18 protein-coding genes are annotated in these 19,815 nt (G+C 73.2%); 7 read left to right on the forward strand and 11 right to left on the reverse strand.

Annotation, left to right across the window (positions count from 1 at the left end; translation table 11 throughout):
- Nucleotides 1–11 precede the first annotated feature (11 nt).
- Entirely contained in the window at nucleotides 12–800 is a 789-nt protein-coding gene (locus ACZ7LY_RS06595; RefSeq protein WP_471623403.1) for a protein phosphatase 2C domain-containing protein, read from the reverse strand.
- Nucleotides 801–1,525: 725 nt separating this feature from the next.
- Between ACZ7LY_RS06595 and ACZ7LY_RS06600 the strand changes: the two genes are divergently transcribed.
- The 5 genes from ACZ7LY_RS06600 to ACZ7LY_RS06620 are packed head-to-tail and all read left to right on the forward strand — an operon-like array spanning nucleotide 1,526 to nucleotide 7,346.
- On the forward strand, nucleotides 1,526–4,558 hold the full coding sequence (locus ACZ7LY_RS06600; protein WP_471623404.1) for a sensor histidine kinase: 3,033 nt from the start codon (nucleotides 1,526–1,528) through the stop codon (nucleotides 4,556–4,558).
- The gene (locus ACZ7LY_RS06605) at nucleotides 4,555–5,046 is read left to right on the forward strand and encodes a roadblock/LC7 domain-containing protein (protein ID WP_471623405.1); all 492 of its coding nucleotides are present in this window, start codon (nucleotides 4,555–4,557) and stop codon (nucleotides 5,044–5,046) included. The genes ACZ7LY_RS06600 and ACZ7LY_RS06605 overlap by 4 nt, the downstream gene beginning before the upstream one ends.
- Entirely contained in the window at nucleotides 5,043–5,438 is a 396-nt protein-coding gene (locus ACZ7LY_RS06610) for a DUF742 domain-containing protein (RefSeq protein WP_471623406.1), read from the forward strand. Before ACZ7LY_RS06605 ends, ACZ7LY_RS06610 begins: the two co-directional genes overlap by 4 nt.
- Complete coding sequence (locus ACZ7LY_RS06615; RefSeq protein WP_471623407.1) at nucleotides 5,419–6,045, forward strand: GTP-binding protein; 627 nt, start codon at nucleotides 5,419–5,421, stop codon at nucleotides 6,043–6,045. The genes ACZ7LY_RS06610 and ACZ7LY_RS06615 overlap by 20 nt, the downstream gene beginning before the upstream one ends.
- A gap of 44 nt (nucleotides 6,046–6,089) precedes the next feature.
- Nucleotides 6,090–7,346, forward strand: a complete 1,257-nt coding sequence (locus ACZ7LY_RS06620; protein ID WP_471623408.1) for a styrene monooxygenase/indole monooxygenase family protein — start codon at nucleotides 6,090–6,092, stop codon at nucleotides 7,344–7,346.
- 4 nt (nucleotides 7,347–7,350) lie between these two features.
- On the opposite strand, the gene ACZ7LY_RS06625 is transcribed toward ACZ7LY_RS06620, so the two are convergent.
- The 4 genes from ACZ7LY_RS06625 to ACZ7LY_RS06640 all read right to left on the reverse strand — a co-directional run bounded on the left by ACZ7LY_RS06625 (nucleotide 7,351) and on the right by ACZ7LY_RS06640 (nucleotide 10,659).
- Complete coding sequence (locus ACZ7LY_RS06625) at nucleotides 7,351–8,511, reverse strand: C40 family peptidase (protein WP_471623409.1); 1,161 nt, start codon at nucleotides 8,509–8,511, stop codon at nucleotides 7,351–7,353.
- Between the two features lie 140 nt (nucleotides 8,512–8,651).
- On the reverse strand, nucleotides 8,652–8,927 hold the full coding sequence (locus ACZ7LY_RS06630; protein WP_471623410.1) for a hypothetical protein: 276 nt from the start codon (nucleotides 8,925–8,927) through the stop codon (nucleotides 8,652–8,654).
- Between the two features lie 30 nt (nucleotides 8,928–8,957).
- Nucleotides 8,958–9,686 carry a TetR/AcrR family transcriptional regulator gene (locus tag ACZ7LY_RS06635; protein WP_471623411.1) on the reverse strand — a complete coding sequence of 243 codons (729 nt, stop codon included), beginning with the start codon at nucleotides 9,684–9,686 and terminating at the stop codon, nucleotides 8,958–8,960.
- Between the two features lie 34 nt (nucleotides 9,687–9,720).
- The gene (locus ACZ7LY_RS06640; RefSeq protein WP_471623412.1) at nucleotides 9,721–10,659 is read right to left on the reverse strand and encodes an AurF N-oxygenase family protein; all 939 of its coding nucleotides are present in this window, start codon (nucleotides 10,657–10,659) and stop codon (nucleotides 9,721–9,723) included.
- Between the two features lie 126 nt (nucleotides 10,660–10,785).
- On the opposite strand from ACZ7LY_RS06640, the gene ACZ7LY_RS06645 reads away from it, so the two are divergent.
- Complete coding sequence (locus ACZ7LY_RS06645; protein ID WP_471623413.1) at nucleotides 10,786–11,889, forward strand: ferritin-like domain-containing protein; 1,104 nt, start codon at nucleotides 10,786–10,788, stop codon at nucleotides 11,887–11,889.
- A 361-nt stretch (nucleotides 11,890–12,250) separates the two neighbouring features.
- Here the strand turns inward: ACZ7LY_RS06645 and ACZ7LY_RS06650 are convergent, their stop codons facing one another.
- From ACZ7LY_RS06650 to ACZ7LY_RS06675, 6 genes are all read right to left on the reverse strand, one after another.
- Entirely contained in the window at nucleotides 12,251–13,723 is a 1,473-nt protein-coding gene (locus tag ACZ7LY_RS06650) for a penicillin-binding transpeptidase domain-containing protein (RefSeq protein ID WP_471623414.1), read from the reverse strand.
- Complete coding sequence (locus ACZ7LY_RS06655) at nucleotides 13,720–15,111, reverse strand: FtsW/RodA/SpoVE family cell cycle protein (protein WP_471623415.1); 1,392 nt, start codon at nucleotides 15,109–15,111, stop codon at nucleotides 13,720–13,722. The genes ACZ7LY_RS06650 and ACZ7LY_RS06655 overlap by 4 nt, the downstream gene beginning before the upstream one ends.
- 41 nt (nucleotides 15,112–15,152) lie before the next feature.
- Nucleotides 15,153–15,509, reverse strand: a complete 357-nt coding sequence (locus ACZ7LY_RS06660) for an SH3 domain-containing protein (protein ID WP_471623416.1) — start codon at nucleotides 15,507–15,509, stop codon at nucleotides 15,153–15,155.
- Nucleotides 15,510–15,731: 222 nt separating this feature from the next.
- Nucleotides 15,732–17,003: an ATP-binding protein gene (locus tag ACZ7LY_RS06665; RefSeq protein WP_471623417.1), complete on the reverse strand. Its 1,272-nt coding sequence runs from the start codon at nucleotides 17,001–17,003 to the stop codon at nucleotides 15,732–15,734.
- Nucleotides 17,000–17,734: a hypothetical protein gene (locus ACZ7LY_RS06670; RefSeq protein WP_471623418.1), complete on the reverse strand. Its 735-nt coding sequence runs from the start codon at nucleotides 17,732–17,734 to the stop codon at nucleotides 17,000–17,002. Before ACZ7LY_RS06670 ends, ACZ7LY_RS06665 begins: the two co-directional genes overlap by 4 nt.
- A gap of 232 nt (nucleotides 17,735–17,966) precedes the next feature.
- Nucleotides 17,967–18,362: a hypothetical protein gene (locus ACZ7LY_RS06675; protein WP_471623419.1), complete on the reverse strand. Its 396-nt coding sequence runs from the start codon at nucleotides 18,360–18,362 to the stop codon at nucleotides 17,967–17,969.
- 256 nt (nucleotides 18,363–18,618) lie between these two features.
- Here ACZ7LY_RS06675 and ACZ7LY_RS06680 point away from each other — a divergent pair, with 256 nt between their 5' ends.
- Nucleotides 18,619–19,422, forward strand: coding sequence for an NERD domain-containing protein (locus tag ACZ7LY_RS06680; protein ID WP_471623420.1), 804 nt, complete (start codon nucleotides 18,619–18,621; stop codon nucleotides 19,420–19,422).
- The last annotated feature ends 393 nt before the right edge of the window (nucleotides 19,423–19,815 follow it).

A 19,815-nucleotide genomic window follows, 5' to 3' on the forward strand; every position in this document is an offset into this window, starting at 1 on the left:
ACGGCGGTGTCTCACAGCTCCACGTACGCGAGCGTCGCGTCGTCGTGCGTCTTGCTGCCCCGCAGATACGTACGGGAGTGCGCGTCCGCGTCCTCGAGGGCCCGCACCCGCGCCACCGTCGCCTCCGCGCCCTCCTTGCGTACGAGCGTGAACAGGTCGGCCCAGTCGCCCTCGCCGAACGTCTCCACCCAGCGGCTCACCCCGTCCGTCAGCGCGGCGAGCGCGCGGGCCTCGGCGCGGGGGAGTGCGCCGGTGACGGCGCGGGCGGCGACCCCCGGGTCGGCGGCGGCCGTGAAGAAGCCGCCCTCCTTGTTGCGTACGGTGGCGTCGGCGACCTCGTTCGAGACGAGGGCGGCGCGCGGCACGCGGGCCAGCCGGTCGTCGAGGTGCGCGGTGACGCGGCCCTGCGGCGACTCCACCAGGAGCGCGGAGTCCGACAGCACCAGATGCTCGACGTGCTCCTCGTCCCAGCGGGCCACGACGACGGTCGCCTGAGGCGTACGCGGGTGAGAAAGGTCACACGTTTCGCGGTGAGCGTCGGCGGTGCGGGCGATGGCGGCCGCGAGGATGTCACGCAACGTCATATCCCGGCGTGAAGCGGACAGTTCGGCCAGCGCGCCGCCCAGCCGGGCCGTGAACCACGGGACCGAGTGACGGCAGCCCACGTCCGTGAGCAGCGGAGTGACGCCGTCCAGGACGACCAGCGTCCCGCCCTGTCCGTACGCCGGTACCGCGACGGATGCGTAGTCCTCGTTCGGGCGGGCAGCATCACCGGGGTCGGTGGTCAGATCGATGCGCATCTGGCCAGTCTGCACGACCCCTTCACAAGACTGGCCGAAAGCCGCGAGGTGGCCTGTACCCGCTGGTGAGGGGCCTGGTTTGGGACGGAATGATCACTTCCGTCGGCGCGTGGCGGGGCATCCTGCCAAAGCCTGCGGGAGACGTCCAACCGGCGCGCTGTGTGCATGATGTGACCGTGCCCGGGGAACTTGCCCCCCAACTCCCGCTCGATGTTCACTCCTTCGGGTGGCGGGCCGGACGATGTACGCCCCCTGCCCACCCGCGCTGGAAGGGTCGGGAGCCATGCCAGGGGGGCGCGCGTGTTGACGGACCGTCATCCGGGCCCATGGGTAGGACGAGTCAGGATTGCGAGCGCCAGATCGTGCGGAAGACCTCCGGTGGTGACAAGGTCGTCGGACCTGCTGGGGCGGACGGTGCCGGTGAGGCGGGAGCGAGTGCGGCGCCCTGGGCGCGCGGCCCCGTACCGGGTGATCCCATGACCCCGGCCCCCGCGCCTTCCGGATCTCCCGCGTCCTCCGGGTCTTCTACGGCTGCCGGGTCCCCCATGTCCTCCGGGTCCCCCATGCCTTCCGGATCTCCTCTGTCTTCCGGTGCGCCCGCGCCCGCCGGTTCTGCCGCCGTCGGCTCCGCCGGCTCGGGCCCCGCCGGCTCGGGCTCAGGTCCCAGTGGCCCCGGCTCCACCGGCCCCGGCCCCGCCGCCTCCTCGGCCCCCGCCGCGCCCCCCGTGGGCAAGGGCAAGCGGGTCCGGGTGCGGTCCCGGCTGATCATCGCCGTGGCCGTCGTCGCCGCCGCCGTCGCCGGAGCGGGCGCCCCCGCGATCCTCACCGCCTCCTCCGCCGTCAGCGAGTCCCAGAGCCTCGTCGACGACGCCACCCGCACCCAGCGCGCCGTCGCCCTCTCGCACGCCCTCGCCGACGAACGCGACGAGGTCACCGCCTACATCGCCGCCGGCCGCCCCAAGGGCCAGGGCCTCAGCGAGGAGCGCAGCGGGCGCGTCGACCGCCAGGTCACCGAGTTGCGCCAGGACGCCACCGGTTCGCTGCGCGCCACCATCGACGACATCACGGCCGTCCGCCGCGCCGCCCTCACCGGCAAGGAGAGCGCGCTCGACGCCCACGCCGCCTACTCCGAGGCCGTCACCGCCCTGCACCGGCTCACCGAGCGGCTGGCCGACCGCATGCCCGCCCGCGCGGGTGCCGGCGCCCACGCCCTCGCCGACCTCGACCGCGCCGTCGAGCAGGCTTCGGCCGCCCGGGGTCTGCTCCTCGCGGCCTTCTCCGTACCGCGCTCCACCGACACCACGACGACCGTCGACCCGGTCACCGGGCTGCCCCGCACGGTCGTCGGGGAGGGCAGCTCCGACCGCAAGCAGCAGGACGCGCTCAGCGCCGCCGCCCAGCAGGCCCGCGTCCGCGAACAGGCCGCGCTGAACGACTTCCGCGACTCCGCCCCCGCCCGTTCCGTCGCCGCCTACGACGCGACCGTCACCGGCACCGACGCCGCGAAGGCCGAGAGCTACCTCAAGCGGCTCACCGACGCGCCCACCCTCGGCGACGACGACCTCGGCCTCAGCAAGAAGAGCGTCCAGGCCGCGCTGACCTCCCGCATCGACCTGATGCGCGGCGCCGAGTCCGCCCTCGGCGACCAGCGCGTCAAGTCGCTGGAGCACCTGCGCGACGACGACGTCACCGCCCTGGAGATCCGCATCGCCCTCGTCGGCGTCTGCCTGCTGGCCGCGCTCGGCGTCGCCATGGGCGCCGCCCGCTCCCTCACCCGCCCGCTCGCCGCGCTGCGCATCGGCGCCGCCCGCGTCAGCGCCGCCCCGGCCAGTGAGGAACCGGTCAAGTTCACCGGCCGCAATGACGAGTTCGCCCAGGTCGTCCGCTCGGTCAACGCGCTGCACGCCCACGCCGTCGCCCTCACCGACCGCGTCGGCACCCTGGAGTCCGACCGCAAGCACCTCATCGGCGAGCGGCAGCGCATGGCCGACGACCGCGACGCGCTGCGCGCCGAACTGGCCGAGGCGGGCGCCCAGTTGGAGCGCGTACGGCACTCCATCCACAGCACGTTCGTCAACCTCGCCCTGCGCACCCTCGGGCTCGTCGAGCGCCAACTCGGCGTCATCGAGAACCTGGAGGAGCGCGAGCAGGACCCCGAGCGCCTGGCCACGCTGTTCAAGCTCGACCACTTCGCCACCGTCATGCGCCGCCACAGCGAGAACCTGCTGGTCCTCGCCGGTGCCGAGCACGGCCAGCAGCACGCCGGGTCCGTCCCCCTGGTGGACGTCGCCCGCGCCGCCGTCTCCGAGATCGAGCGCTACGAGCGGGTCCGTATCGCCGCGCTGCCGCCGCACGCGCACATCGCCGGGTTCGCCGCCGACGACCTCAGCCACCTCATCGCCGAACTCCTGGAGAACGCGACGTCGTTCTCGCCGCCCGACGCCGCCGTCGAGGTCTCCGGCTGGCTCCTGGAGAACGGCGAGGTCATGCTCTCCGTCCAGGACGAGGGCATCGGCATGGCCGAGGACCGCATGCGCGAGCTGAACGCCCGCCTGTCCTCCTTCGACGCCGAGCAGGCCCACGACCCCGAGGACAGCGACGGCCTCGGCCTCGGCCTGTACGTCGTCGCCCGCCTCGCCGCCAGGCACGGCGTACGCGTCAGGCTGCGCGAGCAGAAGCAGGGCGGCATCGCGGCCGTCGCCGTCCTGCCCACCGCGCTGCTCGCCGCCCCGCCCGCCGTGTCCGCGCCCCCGGCCGTCCCCGTACCGGGCGGCGCCCCGGCCGTGCACCTGCCCGGCTCCGAGGCGGAGGCCAACTCCAACGTCCTCGACGGCCGTCCGGGCCCCGCCGCCCCCGAGGGCGACCCGCTCATCGAGGCGGCCGAGCAGGCGGTACGCGAAGCCGCCGCGCCCCCCGCCGACCCGGCCACGGGCCCGGGCGCCGACGCCGACGCGGACACGAGCGCCGCCCCGGCCACCGACGACCCGGCCACCGACGCCGACCCGGAGCCGTACGACACCGCCGGCACCCCCGGCGCGTACGACCCCGAGGACAGCGCCGACCCGTACGGCACCCGGGCCACCCCGGACCCGTACACCCCTGACCCGTACACCCCGCGCGAGTCCGAGTCCGAGACGACCATGGAGCTGGTCGCCCCGCCCGTCCCGCCCCTGCCCGCGCGGACCGCCGCCGAGCCCGCGCCGGAGCGCACGCCCGAGCCGGAGCCCGACGCGGACGCGGACGCGCACGAGCGGACGCCCGACCCCGGCGCGGCCGAGCCCACGCGCGGCCACACGGCACCGCCGGCCGCCGCACTCGGCAGCCCCAGCGGCCCCAGTGGCCCCGAGCCGTCCCCGGGCCCGCTGCCCGAGCGGATCGTGCCCGGCCAGGGCGTGCCCGGCCGCACCGCGCCGGAGCCGGCCGCGGCCCCCCAGACCCCCGTCGACGCGCCGACCACCGCCGAGACGGGTACCGGTGCGAGCGCCGACGTACCGGCGCAGCGGTCCGGGCCGGACGCGCCCGCCTGGGACCGCGTCACCGACAAGGGCCTGCCCAAGCGCACCCCGAAGATCGCCGCACCGGCGCCCGCCGCGAAGCCGCGCGCCGGTTCCGTCGACGCGGAGGCGCTGCGGCGCAGGCTCGGCGGCTTCCACCGGGGCGCCCAGGAGGGCCGCCGCGAGGTCGAGGCCGAACTCGCCGACAACCCAGCACGTATCGGAGAAGCCAAGGGGGACACAGCCGAGGAGGCAAGCAGTTGACTGCGCCCACCCCTGCACTCAACAACCCAGCACTGAGTTCCGCAGCCCGCAATCTGCACTGGCTGCTGACCAACCTGGTCGAGGAGGTGCCAGGGCTGCTCTCCGTCGCCGTCGTCTCGTCGGACGGGCTGCTCCTGCTCTCCTCCGACCCCGGAAGGGACAATCAGGCCCCTGTCGACCGCACCGGCGGACCCAAGGGCTCCAGCGCCGACCTGGCCACCATCGTGTCCGGCGTCGGCTCCCTCACCATCGGCGCCGCCAAGCTGATGGACGGCGGGGGCGTCAAGCAGACCATGGTCGCCATGGAAGAGGGCAGCCTCTTCGTCATGGCCATCAGCGACGGCTCCCTGCTCGGCGTGCACGCCACCCCGGACTGCGACATGAGCGTCGTCGCCTACCACATGGCGCTCTTCGTCGGCCGTGCCGGGCACGTCCTGACGCCCGAACTCCGCAGCGAACTGCGCCACTCCATGGAGAGCACACGGTGACCAGTGCGAAACTTCCCGTACGCGGCGGCGACCGCAAACCCGCCCGCGTACGCCCCTACTCCCTGACCGGCGGCCGTACCCGCTTCGGGCACGTGCTGCTCGTCGAGACGTTCGTCGCCGCCCTCGAAGCCCCCGACGAGCGCCTAGAAATAGGCAAGGGAACGCTCGCGGGTGTGATGCCGGAGATGCGCGCCATCGTCGAACTGTGCCGCCGTATGCGCACGGTCGCCGAGATCGCCGCCCTCCTCAAGATGCCCCTCGGTGTGGTCCGCGTCCTGCTGAGCGACCTCGCCGACCAGGGAAAGATCCGCGTGTACGGAACCGGTCACGGCCCGGGACAGCCGGACCGGGCGCTGCTCGAAAGGGTGCTGAGTGGACTCCGCCGTCTCTGACGTCACGGGACTCCTCGACGAAGAGGAGCAGTTGCAGGCCTGGCAGACGGACCGGACCCGGGCCCCCATCGCCACGAAGATCGTCGTGGCGGGCGGCTTCGGCGTCGGCAAGACCACCCTGGTGACCGCCGTGTCGGAGATCCAGCCCCTCCAGACGGAGGCGCTGATGACGACGGCGAGCGAGGACACCGACGACCTCACCGCCACGCCCGACAAGACGACCACCACGGTCGCCATGGACTTCGGCCGCATCACGCTCGACGACGACCTGGTCCTGTACCTGTTCGGCACGCCGGGCCAGCAGCGGTTCTGGTTCATGTGGGACGACCTCGTGCGCGGCGCGATCGGCGCGGTCGTCCTCGCCGACACGCGCCGGCTGCCCGACTGCTTCCCCGCGCTCGACTACTTCGAGAGCTGCGGACTGCCGTACGTGGTCGCCGTCAACCACTTCGACGGGTCCGAGGAGTTCGACGCCGACGACGTGCGCGAGGCGCTGACCGTGCCCCCGCACGTACCGGTGCTGATCATGGACGCGCGGCGCCGCATATCGGTCGTCGAGACCCTGCTGTCGCTGGTCGGCCACGCCCTGGACGTCACGCCCGAATAGCCACCCCCCTGCCGTCACGCAAGTCATCAGTTAGAGGCACGATCATGTCGCGCAAGATACTCGTCGTCGGAGCCGGCCAGTCCGGTCTCCAGCTCGCCCTGGGCCTGCAGTCCCACGGCTACGAAGTCACCCTGATGTCCAACCGCACCGCCGACGAGATCCGCTCCGGCCGGGTCATGTCGACGCAGTGCATGTTCCACACCGCGCTCCAGCACGAGCGCGACCTCCAGCTCAACTTCTGGGAGTCCCAGGCCCCGCGCATCGAGGGCCTCGGCGTCTCCGTCGCCGCCCCCGGCTCCCACGACCCGGGCCCCACCCAGCGCGCCATCGACTGGGTCGGCAAGCTCGACGGGTACGCCCAGTCCGTCGACCAGCGCGTGAAGATGGCCGGCTGGATGGAGACCTTCGCCCAGCGCGGCGGGCAGCTCGTCATCCACGGCGCCGCCGTCTCCGACCTCGACTACTTCTCCCGCACCTACGACCTCGTGCTGGTCTCCGCCGGCAAGGGCGAACTGGTGTCGATGTTCGGCCGCGACGCGTCCCGCTCCCCGTACACCGAGCCGCAGCGCGCGCTGGCCGTCGCCTACGTCCACGGCCTCGGCGTCCGCCCCGAGCACCCCGACTTCGACGCCGTACGCTGCAACCTCGTACCCGGCGTCGGCGAGCTGTTCATCATGCCGACGCTCACCACGTCCGGCCGCGCCGACATCCTGTTCTGGGAGGGCATCCCCGGCGGGCCCGTCGACGCGTTCAAGGGCATCAAGGACCCCTCCGAGCACCTGGCGCTGACGCTGGAGCTGATGGAGAAGTTCACCCCCTGGGAGTACGCCCGCGCCACCAAGGTCGAACTGACCGACGCGGGCGGCACCCTCGCCGGCCGCTACGCCCCGACCGTGCGCAACCCCATCGGCCGCCTCCCCTCGGGCGGCGCGGTCCTCGGCGTCGCGGACGTCGTCGTCGCCAACGACCCGGTCACCGGCCAGGGCTCCAACTCGGCGTCCAAGTGCGCCGCCGCCTACCTCGCCTCCATCGTCGAACACGGCGACAAGCCCTTCGACGAGGAGTGGATGCAGTCCACGTTCGACCGCTACTGGGACACCGCCCAGCACGTCACCAAGTGGACCAACACGATGCTCCAGGCCCCGCCCGAGCACGTCCTCAACCTCATCGGCGCGGCCGGCCAGCTCCAGCCCGTCGCCGACCGCTTCGCCAACGGCTTCAACAACCCGGCCGACTTCGAGAACTTCTTCTACGACCCGGCCAAGACGGAGGCGTACCTCGCGTCGGTGACGCAGCAGTAGCGCCTCACGGCCTCTCGTCCGAGGACGGCGGCGCACCGGGGTCCGCGTACCCGGTGTCGTCGCCGTTCGTCGCGTTCGGGGGGAGCAGCGGGGGGTCGTAGTCGGGGAGCGGGGGAGCGGTGGGGTCCGGGCGGACCGCGCCGAGCAGGGGGTTCGCCGCGATGGGGGAGACCTTGACCGTCGCCCCGGGGCGCGGGGCCTGGACGACGAGGCCGTCGCCGAGGTAGAGCGCCACGTGCGTCGCCTTCGGGAAGTACACGACCAGGTCGCCCGGCCGCAGCTCGTTCAGCGGCACGCGCGGCAGTGTCGCCCACTGCTCCTGCGAGGTGCGGGCGATCGGCCGGCCCGCGTGCGCCCACGCCTGCGAGGTCAGCCCCGAGCAGTCGTACGTGTCCGGGCCCTCGGCGCCCCACACGTACGGCTTGCCGACCTGCGCCAGCGCGAACTCCACCGCTGCCGCGCCCTCCCGCGACGGGGAGCGCGCCGCCTTGCCCAGCGCGCCCGAGGTCACCAGGCGGCGCTGCGCGTCGGCCGTGTCGGCGTCCGCCAGCGCGTTCACCGCCGTGAGCTGGTCCGGGGTCAGCGACGCGAGCAGCCCCTCGACGTCCCGCAGCCGGTTCTGCACCGCGTCCCGGTCCTTCTTCCGCCGCTGCGCCAGCTGGAGCTGGTCGTCCAGCGCGGCCCGCGCCTTCGTCGCCAGGTCGTCGGCCTTCTTCTCGCGCCCCGCGAGCCGGTCCACCGCCGCCTGCCGCTCCTTCGCCGCCCGCAGCAGCACATGCCCCTGGTCGAGCGCGTGCTGCGGATCGCGGGCCAGCAGCAGCCGTACGTACGGGGAGATGTCGCTGCGGCCCTGGTACTGCTCCCGCGCCAGCCGCCCGGCCGCCTCCCGGCTGCGGTACAGCGCGCCGCGGGCGCTCGCCAGCCGCGTCCCGAGCCGGTCGGCCTCCGCGCGTCTGCGCCGCAGCTCCTCCGCCGTCGCGTTGTACGTCTCCGTGGCCTCCTCGGCCTGCTGGTACAGCGTCCGCAGATCGGTGAGGAGGGCGGCCACCGACTGCTCCCCCTCGGGCCCGGGGCCGGGTCCGGGTGCGGCGCCCGCCGGTTCCGGCGCGAGCAGGGCGCCCGCGACGGCCGCCGTGCACACCCACCGCACGAGCTTGCCTGACACCTGTCCACCTCCGGTGCGGGCGACCGGCCGGCCCGGTCCCGCACCGTGAACCCCAGCACCGACCGGGCCGCCGCGCGCGGACGACTCCGCGAAACGGCCCAACCCGGCCACCCCTCCCGGTGGCCCCCGGCGCGCCCCCTTTACTTCTCCGGCCGCCCCTTCGACCAGGGCCAGCGCACGCTGCGGCCGGCTTTTCCGTCGGGCCGGAACACGTACCGCCACCGGACGAGCCCCACCGCGCGCCGCCCGGGCACGGGCTCCCGCTCGTACACGAGGACGGTGCCCGCCTCGCCGCCGTCCGTGCCGGGGACGGGCACGCGGTACACCTTGGGCGGATTGCCGGTGGCGGTCGCCAGTACGTCCAGTACGCGCCCGTCGAGCGGCCCTCCGACGAACGGGATCTCTTCACTCTTCACCGGGTCAGTGTCTCCTGACTCTTCACCGGGTCAGTGTCTCCCGTGGACCGGCCCCTCCAGCGCGGTGAGGGTGCGGCGGGCCAGTCGGGCGACCGGTCCGTCGGTGGGTTCGAGCAGGAGGGCCCGGCGGGCGAGGGCGGCCGACTCGGGGTCGCGGGAGGCGGTGACGGCCAGGGCCGCGACGAACTGGTCGACGAGCATGTCGCGCAGTTCGTGCAGCGGCGGCCGCTTGTGCTCGTCCAGCCAGATCAGGGACGCCGCCTCCACCGCCGTGATCCACATACGGACCGTCATCCGCAGGCGCGGGCCCGCGTCGGTCACCGCGAGATGGCTCAGGACGTGCGCCGCGGCCGACCGGCGGACCTCGTCCACGATCGCGCTCGTCCGGCCCGTCTCCACCACGCTGCCGCCCCGCAGCAGCGCCGCGAACCCCCGGTCGTGCCCGTCCACGAACGCCAGATACCGGTCCAGCGCCCCCGCGAGCCGCGCGGTCAGCGGCCCCTGCGCCGGGACGGCGAAGCACAGCTTCAGCTCGTCGGCCGCCGAACGCAGCGCCGCCTCGTACAACTGCTGCTTGCCGCCCGGGAAGTAGCGGTAGACGAGCGGCCGGGACACCCCCGCCGCCTCCGCCACGTCGTCGAGCGTCACGTCCTCGGGCGCCCGGTGCGCGAACAGACCCAGGGCCGTGTCGAGGAGTTGGGCGCGCCGCACCTCGACGCGGAGCCGTCTGGGCGGGGGCGTGCCGGTGGCCGAGGTCATGCCCGGCACAGTAGCCGTCACCCCCCGTCTCCCGTCAGGCCAGCAAACCGGACGACTGCCACAACTTCCGGCCAGGGCCGCGCAGTACGCCGATGTCGTCCAGGAAGTCCGTGAGCCGCTTCGCGCCCGTCCGCATGATCTCCCGCCGGTGCGCGCTCGCCCTGACCTGCGCCATCGCCTGCCGCCGATCCAGCCCCACGTTCGTGTAGACCTCGGGGTTGATGAAGGCCACGGAGAAGACCCGCGCGAACTCCCCGGACGTCAGCCGCGTGAACTCCCGCGACCAGCGCGGCGCCGACACCATCTGGCGCCGCAACTCCTCACGCGCGTACCGCACATGACGGGCCTCCTCGACCACATGAATGCGCGTCACGCCCCGGATCAGCGGCTGCACTCGCTCGTCGGGGAACGTCAGGCGCTGCATCCAGTCGAGGATCTCCTCCCCGAGCAGCGTCGCCGTGAACGAACCCGGCGTCGTCGAGATCGTCTTGAACAGCCGTCCCAGATGGTGATGGGCGCGGGCCACCGGATAGTGCGGGGTCGCGCCGCGCTGGATCAGCCGCGCGAACATCTTCGAGTGCCGGCACTCGTCCTCGATCTCGGTGAGCGCGTAGCGCACATGCGCGCTGGTCGCGGGCTTGTCGTAGACGTGCCGTACGAGCAGTTGCATCAGGATCAGCTCGAACCAGATGCCGAGCGAGGCCAGCGCGGCGGCCTCGTGGCGGGAGAGGTCGATCCGCTGCTCCTCGCTCATCCGCTCCCACATCGGCGTGCCGTACAGCGAGACCAGCTCCGGCGGCCAGAACCACTTGCCGTCCTCGAACGGCGCCTCCCAGTCCAGCTCCTTGTCCGGGTCGAAGGAGTGCCGCGCGGAGGACTCAAGCAGTCGCTCGGCCACCTGCTCGCGGTCCTTGAGCAGGCCGAGGGCGTCCCGGGGGCCGTCCAGTGCCTCGTCCCGCGTCATGGTCGTCATGGCTCGAACCCGCTTCTGTGTGAGTTACCGACGGTCACTCTTTATGAGACTGCGCGTCAGTAAAGGCGTCAATCCCTCGCGCACGACTCGTTGACCGGGCGTCAGGCGGCGTGTGAGCCTGCCGTCATGGCGACGCATGAGCTGTACACCAGGGCACCGGGCGAGTCCAACTGGCAGGTACCGTCCGCCAGTTCGGCGTGCTTCAGTTGGGAGTACGACGACGGGCGCGACCGCCTGCTCGCCCTCTACCAGAAGGGCAAGGACAAGCAGTGGGACGGCGCCAAGCGCATCGACTGGGACCTGGAGGTGGACCCGTACGATCCGCTCGGCACGCCCGACGAGGCGATGTCCCTGTACGGCACCCCCCACTGGGCCAAGATGACCGAGAAGAACAAGGCCGAACTGCGCAGGAGTTACGCCTCCTGGCAGTTCAGCCAGTTCCTCCACGGCGAGCAGGGCGCGATGGTGTGCGCGGCGCGCATCGTGGAGTCCGTCCCCGACCTCGACGCCAAGTTCTACTCCGCCACCCAGACCATGGACGAGGCCCGGCACGCCGAGATCTACGGGCGCTTCCTGCACGAGAAGATCGGCCTGCTCTACCCCATCAACGACAACCTCCAGGCCCTCCTCGGCGACACCCTGCGCGACTCCCGCTGGGACATGCCCTACCTCGGCATGCAGGTCCTCATCGAAGGGCTCGCGCTCGCCGCGTTCGGCATGATCCGCGACACCACGGACAAGCCGCTGCCCAAGCAGATCCTCGCCTACGTGATGCAGGACGAGGCCCGGCACGTCGCCTTCGGGCGGATGGCCCTGCGCGACTACTACAAGCAGCTCACCGACGCGGAGCTGCGGGAGCGCGAGGAGTTCGTCATCGAGGGGTGCTATCTGATGCGGGACCGGTTGCGGGGGGTCGAGGTCCTGGAGGACTTCGGGATCCCGCCGGCTCAGGCCGAGGAGTACACCGAGCAGTCCGAATTCCTCGCGCTGTTCCGGCAGTTGCTGTTCTCGCGGATCGTGCCGTGCGTCAAGGACATCGGGCTGTGGGGGAAGCGGTTGCAGCAGGCGTACGTGGACATGGGGGTGTTCGAGATGGGGGACTCCAATCTCGATCTGCTGATGGCGCAGGACGAGGAGGTCGCGGAGCGGCTGGACGCTGAGCGGTTTGCCTCTGAGGAGGCGGGGCGGGTGGAGGAGGTGGCGGCGACGATTGCGGAGGGTGGGGCTTGACGGGGGTGGTTGTTACAGCCGGCTCAGCCAGTGCCCCGCGTTCCTTGGCAGGAAGGTGGGCCTGCCCGTGGTCTCTCGTCCTCGACTTTCGTCGTGGCTGGTCGCGCAGTTCCCCGCGCCCCTGGAGGGGCGACTGCGTCGCACCCTCCCCCTTGGGGAAGCTGGGGCGAAGCCCCGCTTCCCCAAGGGGGAGCTGCACGAAGTGCATGCTTCAGGGGCGCGGGGGACTGCGCGAGAAGCCCCACGCACCCGCAGACGACGACGCACAGGTCCGCCCCGATAGGGGCGCGGGGAACTGCGCGGTCAGCCCCCGCCCACCCACAGGTGAACGTCTGCCTGAGGGGCCGTTCCGGAGCGGCAGCTACCCCGTGCTGGTGTGGAGCACCGCCTGCATGACCGCGCGAGCGATCGGCGCCGCACTACCGCCCCCACTGACATCCGCCCGATCCGCCTCCGCATCCTCCACCACCACCGCCACCGCGACCTGCGGAGCCCCCGCCTTGTCCCCCTGCGCGTACGACAGGAACCAGGCATAGGGAACGCCCTCGTTGCCGACCCCGTTCTGGGCCGTGCCCGTCTTGCCGCCCACCACCGCCCCGGGAATCCGCGCGTTCGTCCCCGTGCCCTTCTCGACGACATCGACCATCATCTGCTGCAACTGCGTAGCCGTGTAAGGGGACATGGCCTGCTTGTACGTACGACTGCCCGTCGTGGACACCGTGTTGCCCGCGTGATCGGTGGTCCGGTCGACGAGGTGCGGCTGCATCACCGTGCCGCCGTTGGCGACGGCCGCCGCCACCATCGCCATCTGCAACGGCGTCGCCGCTGTGTCGTACTGCCCGATGGAGGAGAGCGCGAGCTGCGACTTGTTCATGACGGTGTCGAAGTTGGAGCGCGCGGCCGTCATCGGGACGCGCAGGGAACCGTCGTTGAAGCCGAAGTTCTGGGCCGTGCGGATCATGTCGGGCAGGCCCACGCGCACGCCGAGGTTGGCGAAGACGGTGTTGCAGGAGACGGTGAGGGCGTAGTCGAGGGAGGCGTTCTCGCAGGCGGCGGAGGACGACTCGTTGCTCAGGGTGGTGCGCGTGCCGGGCAGCGTGTACGGGGAGGGCGTCCGCGTGGGGGAGTCGATGCCGTCGACCACCCCGTGTTCCAGCGCTGCCGCCGCCGTGACGACCTTGAACGTGGAGCCCGGCGGATACGTCTGCCGGATCGCCCGGTTGAGCATCGGCTGGTCCGGATCGCCGGTCAGCCGCGACCAGGCCCGCGTCGCCCGGGGCCCCGTACCGGCGATGACCCCGGGATCGTAGGACGGCGTGGAGACGAGGGCGAGGATCGCGCCGGTCGTCGGGTCGACGGCGGCGACGGCGCCCTTGCGGCTGCCGAGGCCCTCGTACGCGGCCCGCTGCGCGGCGGCGTTCACCGTCGTGACGACGTTGCCGCCGGGTTCCTGCGTACGCGAGATCTCGTGCCAGAACGGGATCGCCGACAGCATCGGATCCGTCCCCGAGAGGAGTTCGTCCTCGGCGCTCTCCACGAACGTCGTCCCGTACGTCTGCGACGCATACCCGGTGACGGGCGCGTACAACGGGCCGTCCTTGTACGTGCGTTCGTAGCGCAGCGCCTCCTTGGTGTCCTTGGCGCCGGTGACCGTGTGCCCCTGCACCAGGATGTCGCCGCGCGGCTGCCCGTACCGCTGGATGGTGGTGCGCCGGTTCGCGGAGTTGTCGTCGAGGGAGCCCGCCTCGAAGACCTGGACGCGGGCCGCGTTGACGAGCAGCGCGATCAGCAGCACCAGGCAGAACGCGGAGGCGCGGCGGATGTACTTGGTCACGGGGCGCCCTCCACGGCGTCCGGGGGTACGAGCGCGGCGCGGGCGCGGTCGCTGATCCGCACCAGGAGCGCGACGATGATCCAGTTGGTGACGAGCGACGAGCCGCCCTGCGCGAGGAACGGCATCGCCATACCGGTCAGCGGGATCAGGCCCATCACCCCGCCCGCGATGACGAACACCTGGAGCGCCACGATCGACGCGAGGCCCACCGCGAGCAGCCGCCCGAACGCGTCGCGCAGCGCGAGCCCCGCCCGGTATCCCCGCTCCACGAGCAGCGCGTACAACAGGAAGATCGCGGTCAGCCCGGTCAGGCCCAGTTCCTCGCCGGCCGTCCCCAGGATGAAGTCGGACTTCGCGGCGAACCCGATGAGGATGGAGTGCCCGAGCCCGAGCCCCGTACCGAGCATCCCGCCGGCCGCGAACGCGAAGAGGGACTGGGCGAGTTGGCCCGGCCCGTCGCCCGCGTCGATCGACGCGAACGGATGCAGCCAGTCCTGGACCCGGCTGTGCACATGCGGTTCGAACGACGCCACGACGAACGCGCCCGCCGCCGCCATCAGCACCCCGATGGCGATCCAGCTCCCCCGCCCGGTCGCCACGTACAGCATGACGATGAACAGGCCGAAGAACAGCAGGGACGTACCGAGATCGGTCTCCAGGACGAGGACGCCCACGCTGATCAGCCAGATGGCGAGGATCGGCGCGAGCACCCGCATCGTCGGCAGATGCAGCCGCCACAGCCGCTTGCCGGTGTAGCGCAGGGCCGTACGGTTCGCGGCGAGATAGCTGGCGAAGAAGACCGCGAGCAGGATCTTGGCGAACTCGCCCGGCTGGATGGAGAACGCGCCGATCCTGATCCAGATCCGCGCCCCGTTCACCGCCGGGAAGAAGATCGGCAGGATCATCAGGGCCAGCGCGGCGACCACCGACAGATACGCGTACCGCTGGAGCACCCGGTGATCGCGCAGGAACACCACGCACACGATGAACAGGCCCACCCCCAGCGTCGACCACACGAGCTGCGTGGGCGCCGCCTCGTCGCTGGGCGTCTGGAGGTCGAGCCGGTAGATGAGCACCAGGCCGATCCCGTTGAGCAGCACCGCGATCGGCAGCAGCAGCGGATCGGCGTACGGGGCCCGCAGCCGCACCGCGAGATGCGCGAGCAGCGCGAGCACGCCGAGCCCGGCGCCGTAACCGGCGGCGCCGGGCGGGACGGTGCCGTGCTTGGCGAGGCCGACATCGCAGTACCCGTACACGCTCAGCAGTACGGCGAGGACGAGCAGCGCGAGTTCGGTGCCCCGGCGCCGGGGCACCCGCACGGCGGGGACCGCGGACGGTGCTGGCGTTCCTGCCGGGCTCCGTGCGCCGGAGCCCCTTGAACCGGTCATGCCGGGAACGTAGCAAGCAATGTCCGCGATCTCCGGTTATGTCAGCACCAGCGGGGCGCCGCGCCGATGTTCTCGATGTACTTCGCCGAACCCCACGCCCAGGTGCCGTCGGTCAGCAGGTACCAGAGGTGGTTGCCGCCCACGTTGTCGCCGCGGGTCTTGCAGAAGATCGGCACGATCGCGTGGTAGCGCTCGCTGCGCACGACCTTGCCGCCGCGCGTCGGGGACTCGCGCAGCAGCAGACCGGTCTTGGCGATGACGCGGCCCTTGTAGACCGGCGCACGGTGGTTGTCGCCGGCGGCGCCGGCCGAGGCGAGGGCGGGGGTGGCCGTGGCGGCGAGTGTCGCGGCGGCGGCGACGCCGATGGCGAGACGGGTGGAGAGGGTCCGAGCGCTCATGGAGCATCCTTCGGGACGGGGGAGTGGGGACGGGCCCGAGCGGGCCCACCACCCAGCTAACGGCGCCTGCCCCCGCCCCGCACGGCGGCGGACGCCGGTGGGGTGAGGCCCCGGGCGGGGCGGGCCCCGTTTCTCCGGCCGGGCGGGGGCGGGCCCCGGTTTCTCAGGCCGGCCGGAGCGCGCCCCTTTTCCTCAGGCCGGCCGGGGCGGAGACCCCATGTCTCACGCCGGGCGGGGCGGCTGCGTGTCGTCGTGAGGGAGGGTCAGCGTCGCCACCGCCCCGCCGTCCGGCGCGTTCGTGAACGTCAGCCGCGCGCCCAGCACTTCTGCCTGCCCGAGCGCGATCGTCAGCCCGAGCCCGTGCCCCCGCGAACCCGCGTCCGTACGGAACCGCTGCGGCCCGTGCTCCACCAGATAGTCCGGGAAGCCGCCGCCGTGGTCGCGGACGGTGAGCACCGGCCCGTCCACCGTCAGCGTCACCGGCGCCGCGCCGTGCCGGTGCGCGTTGCCCACGAGGTTGCCGAGGACCCGCTCCAGGCGCCGCCGCTCGGTCAGCACGCAGACGTCCCGTACGACGACCACCTCCGTCTTCGTCCCCGACGCCCGCACCACCCGCTCCGCGACCGGCCCGAGCCAGGTGTCGTCCAGCTCCGCCCGCTCGCTGCGCGCGTCCAGCCGGGAGATCTCCAGCAGGTCCTCCGTCAGCGTGCGCAGCGCCGCCACCCGGTCCCGCACCAGCTCCGTCGGCCGGCCCGGCGGCAGCAGCTCGGCCGCCGCGTGCAGTCCCGTCAACGGCGTACGCAGCTCATGGGCGACGTCCGCCGTGAAGCGCTGCTCGGTGAGGATGCGGGCCTGCAACGACGACGCCATGCTGTCCAGGGCGCCGGCCACGTCCGCGACCTCGTCCTGGTGGCGGTGCGGATGGTCGGCCCGCGGATCGTTCACCCGCACGTCCAGCTCGCCCGCGCTGATCTTGCGGGCCACGCGCGCGGTCGTGTGCAGCCGCCGCGTCACGCGCGTCACGGCGAACGCGCCGACCAGCAGCGTCGCCGAGATGGCGAGCACCGACGAGCCGAGGATCGCGTTGTCCAGGCCGTCGATCGTGCGGACGCCCTGCGTGTAGTCGATCCGTACGGCGAGTGCCCGGCCGCCCGCCGCCGGGGCCGCCGCCCACATCGTCGGGCTGCCGTGCTGATCGCCGACCATCGTGCCGCGCTGCCCGTGCGCCGCGAGGGTCCGCAGCGACGCGGGCAGCCCCTCGGGGTCCACGCCCGCGCCGGGCGGCAGCCGGTTGCCCGCCTCGTAACGCACCGACGCGTCCCCGAGCAGCGACAGCGCGCGCTCACGGGCCTGCCCGACCGTCTGGTTCGTCACGGAGACGTGCACGAGGACGCCGAGCAGCGCGGCCAGCGCGCAGCAGATGACCGCGATGAACGCCGCCGCCTTCCACGTCAGCGACGCCGTCCACGCGGGCAGCCGGGGCCGGCGCCTCACGACAGCCCCGGGGAAGGCGAGGGCGTCGCGGAGGGGGAGGCGGGCGCGGGCGTACGGGTGGAGCCGCGCGGCGTCGGCGTCCCGGGCGGGCCGGTGCGGATGATCTCGTCCCGCGTCGGCAGCATCGCCTTCTGGTGCGTGTCGTACGACCAGGACGTGCGGTACTCGTACCCGGGCAGGTCCGCGACCGCCCGCACGACCACGTTGCGCCGGGCGAGCTGGACGTTGATCACCGCGTCGCTGTCGTCCATGATCTGCGTCAGCTTGCCGCCCGCGTACATGTACACCTGCGTGTAGAGCTTGCCGTGCGGGGCGCGGACCGCGATCAGCAGATCGGCCTTGCCGTCGCCCGTCAGATCCGGGTAGTAGGCGCGCAGCACCGGGCAGCCCGGGCGCGGCGAGCCCGGATCGCCGCACCGGGGCAACTCCTTCACCACGTCCTTGTACGAGCCCGGGTCCGCCTCGATACGGGCCCGCACCACCGTCACCGGATTCACCTTGCGCAGATCGCCGCCGGGCACCGGAACACCCTTGATCACGTGCGTGTCGCCCGCCGTGTAATCGTCGGTCGCCTCCGTCGCCGGCGGGCGCCCGGGCCACAGCACACGCGGGCCCACCGCCGTCGGCGTCGGGCCCGCGCTCCGCAGCCCGCCCGAGTCGCCGCAGCCGGCCAGCAGCAGGGCGGCGGCGGATACGGCGAGGGCGGCGGGGAGCACGCGCCTGGGTGTCACTGCGCTCCTGTTCTGCGCGGTCGTTCCACGCGGGGGGACGGCTTCGTCCACCCTATTCTTGGCGAAGTCCGCGCCGCCGACCTGCCGGGCGGGCCCTGGGCGGGGGGCCGGACCGGGCCCTGGGCGGGGGCCGGGCATGAGGTCAGGTGCCCCGAGCGGGCCCTGGGCGGGGGCCGGAGCGGGGGCCGAGGCCAGTACTCAGGTGCCCCGAGCGGGGGCCGAGGGCATGCGCTCAGGTGTCCGAACGGGAGCGGCGGACCGAGGAGTACACGAGACCGGCGGCGCCCGCGAGTGCCAGCACGCCACCCGTCACCACGTAGTACGGGTTGGTCGCCACGTCCTCCACGCCGTCGCCCTCGCCGGGCAACGGGGACGCCTGCGGGTGCTGCGCCGGGGCCTGCGGCTGCTCGGCGGGGGCCTGCTGTGGCTGTCCCTGATGCTGGTGTTGTTGCTGGTCGGGGAGCTGCTGCCCGACGGGGGCCTGGGGCATCGCGGGGGCCTGCGGCGCGCTCGCGTGCGGATGGGTCACCGCGTCCGCGACCGTCTCGGCGAACGCGGCCGCCGGAGCCGCCGCCGCGGCGGTCAGCACCACACCGACGACGGCGCTGCGCAGGAGAGCGGGGCGCACGGAAGCTCCTTGCGGTACGGGGACGCCCCGCGCGCCCCCCGAGGGCGGCCGCGACACGACCGGAACGGTTCCAGGTCAACCTGATCGACCCGTTCACCGTAGAAGTCCGGCATCACGGAGATTCGGCAGCTGTGTAACAAAGCGCCCTCACTGTCCGCCGGCGCCAGTGCGCCAGTGTCCGCGCCCGCGCACCGGCCGCCCGCTCCTTGCCTGCGACGCGGCTTGCTGCTCCCATGGTCATGGGGGGTGATGGGGCATGAACGGACTGCGTGTCGTCCCGACCTGGCGCCACGGCCGCGAACGGCTCTGCGTCTGCGCGGAGGACGGCCGGAACCTGGCCTGGTACGACCGGGACACCGGCCGGATCGACCTGTTCAGCGAGGACCATCGGGAGGCGGTGCTCGCGGCCCTGCGCCCGTTCGTCACCGGACCGGTCACGGTGGGGCCGCCGCCCGCGCCGACCCCGGCCGAGCTGGCCCGGCTCACCCTCCACCCCGACGACGACCTCGCGCCCAACCGGCCCGGCGAGGCGCTCCTCGTCGCCCTCGCCCGCGACCCCGGCCCGCCGCGCGTGCTGCGCCGGGACCCGCGGCGCCGGGCGCTCGCCGCGCAGGCCCGGGTCGGCGAGGTGCTGGACGGGCTCGAAGGGGGCGGCTGGCGCGTCCTGCACGCGGTGCCCCTGCCGGGGGGCGACACGCTGCACCACCTGCTGATCGGGCCCGGCGGCCTGTACGCCCTGCACACCGTCGCCGCCCACCGCGCCCGCGTCCGCGTCGCGGACCCCGTCGTCGCCGTGGGCCGGGGCACGGCGGGACCGCTGCTGCGCCGGGTGCGAGCGGACGCGGCCCGCGCCTGCGCCGCGCTCACCGCCGAGATCCGGCCCGTACTCGTCCTCGTCGGGCCCGCCTCCGTCGAACTGGTCCGCGCCCCGACGGACATACGCATCCTGACCGCCACGGACGTCTCCACCCTCGGCCGCAACGCGGGCCACCTGAAACCAGCGGACGTAGAAGCCCTCCACGCGATGGCCCGCGACCGCTCGACGTGGAGGGGCGTGTAGCCCGGCGAGCCGCCGAGCCGCGGAGCCAGCGGGCCGTCGAGCCGTGGGCCGGCGGGCCGGCGGGCCGGCGGGCCGGCGGGACGTGGAGCCAGCGGGCGGTCGAGCCGGTGGGCCGGCGGGCCGGTGGGCCCAGCGGGAGGGGGGCGCCGCGGGGTGGGGGAGGTGGGGAGCGGTGCCCTCGGTTTGGAGCGGTGTTCTGGGTCGGGAGCGTTGCTCTCGCACTGGAGCGGTGCTCTCGCGCTGGAGTGGCGCTCTTGGTCGGGAGCGATGCTCTCGCGCTGGAGCGGTGCTGTCGGCCTGGGGGCGGTGCTCATGGCCTGGGGTGGCGCTCTGGTGCCGGGCCGCTGTCACGGTGCGGGGCGTTCTCACCCGAGAGCGGTGCTCTCGCCTCGG

The sequence above is a fragment of the Streptomyces sp. NPDC107550 genome (assembly GCF_055639095.1).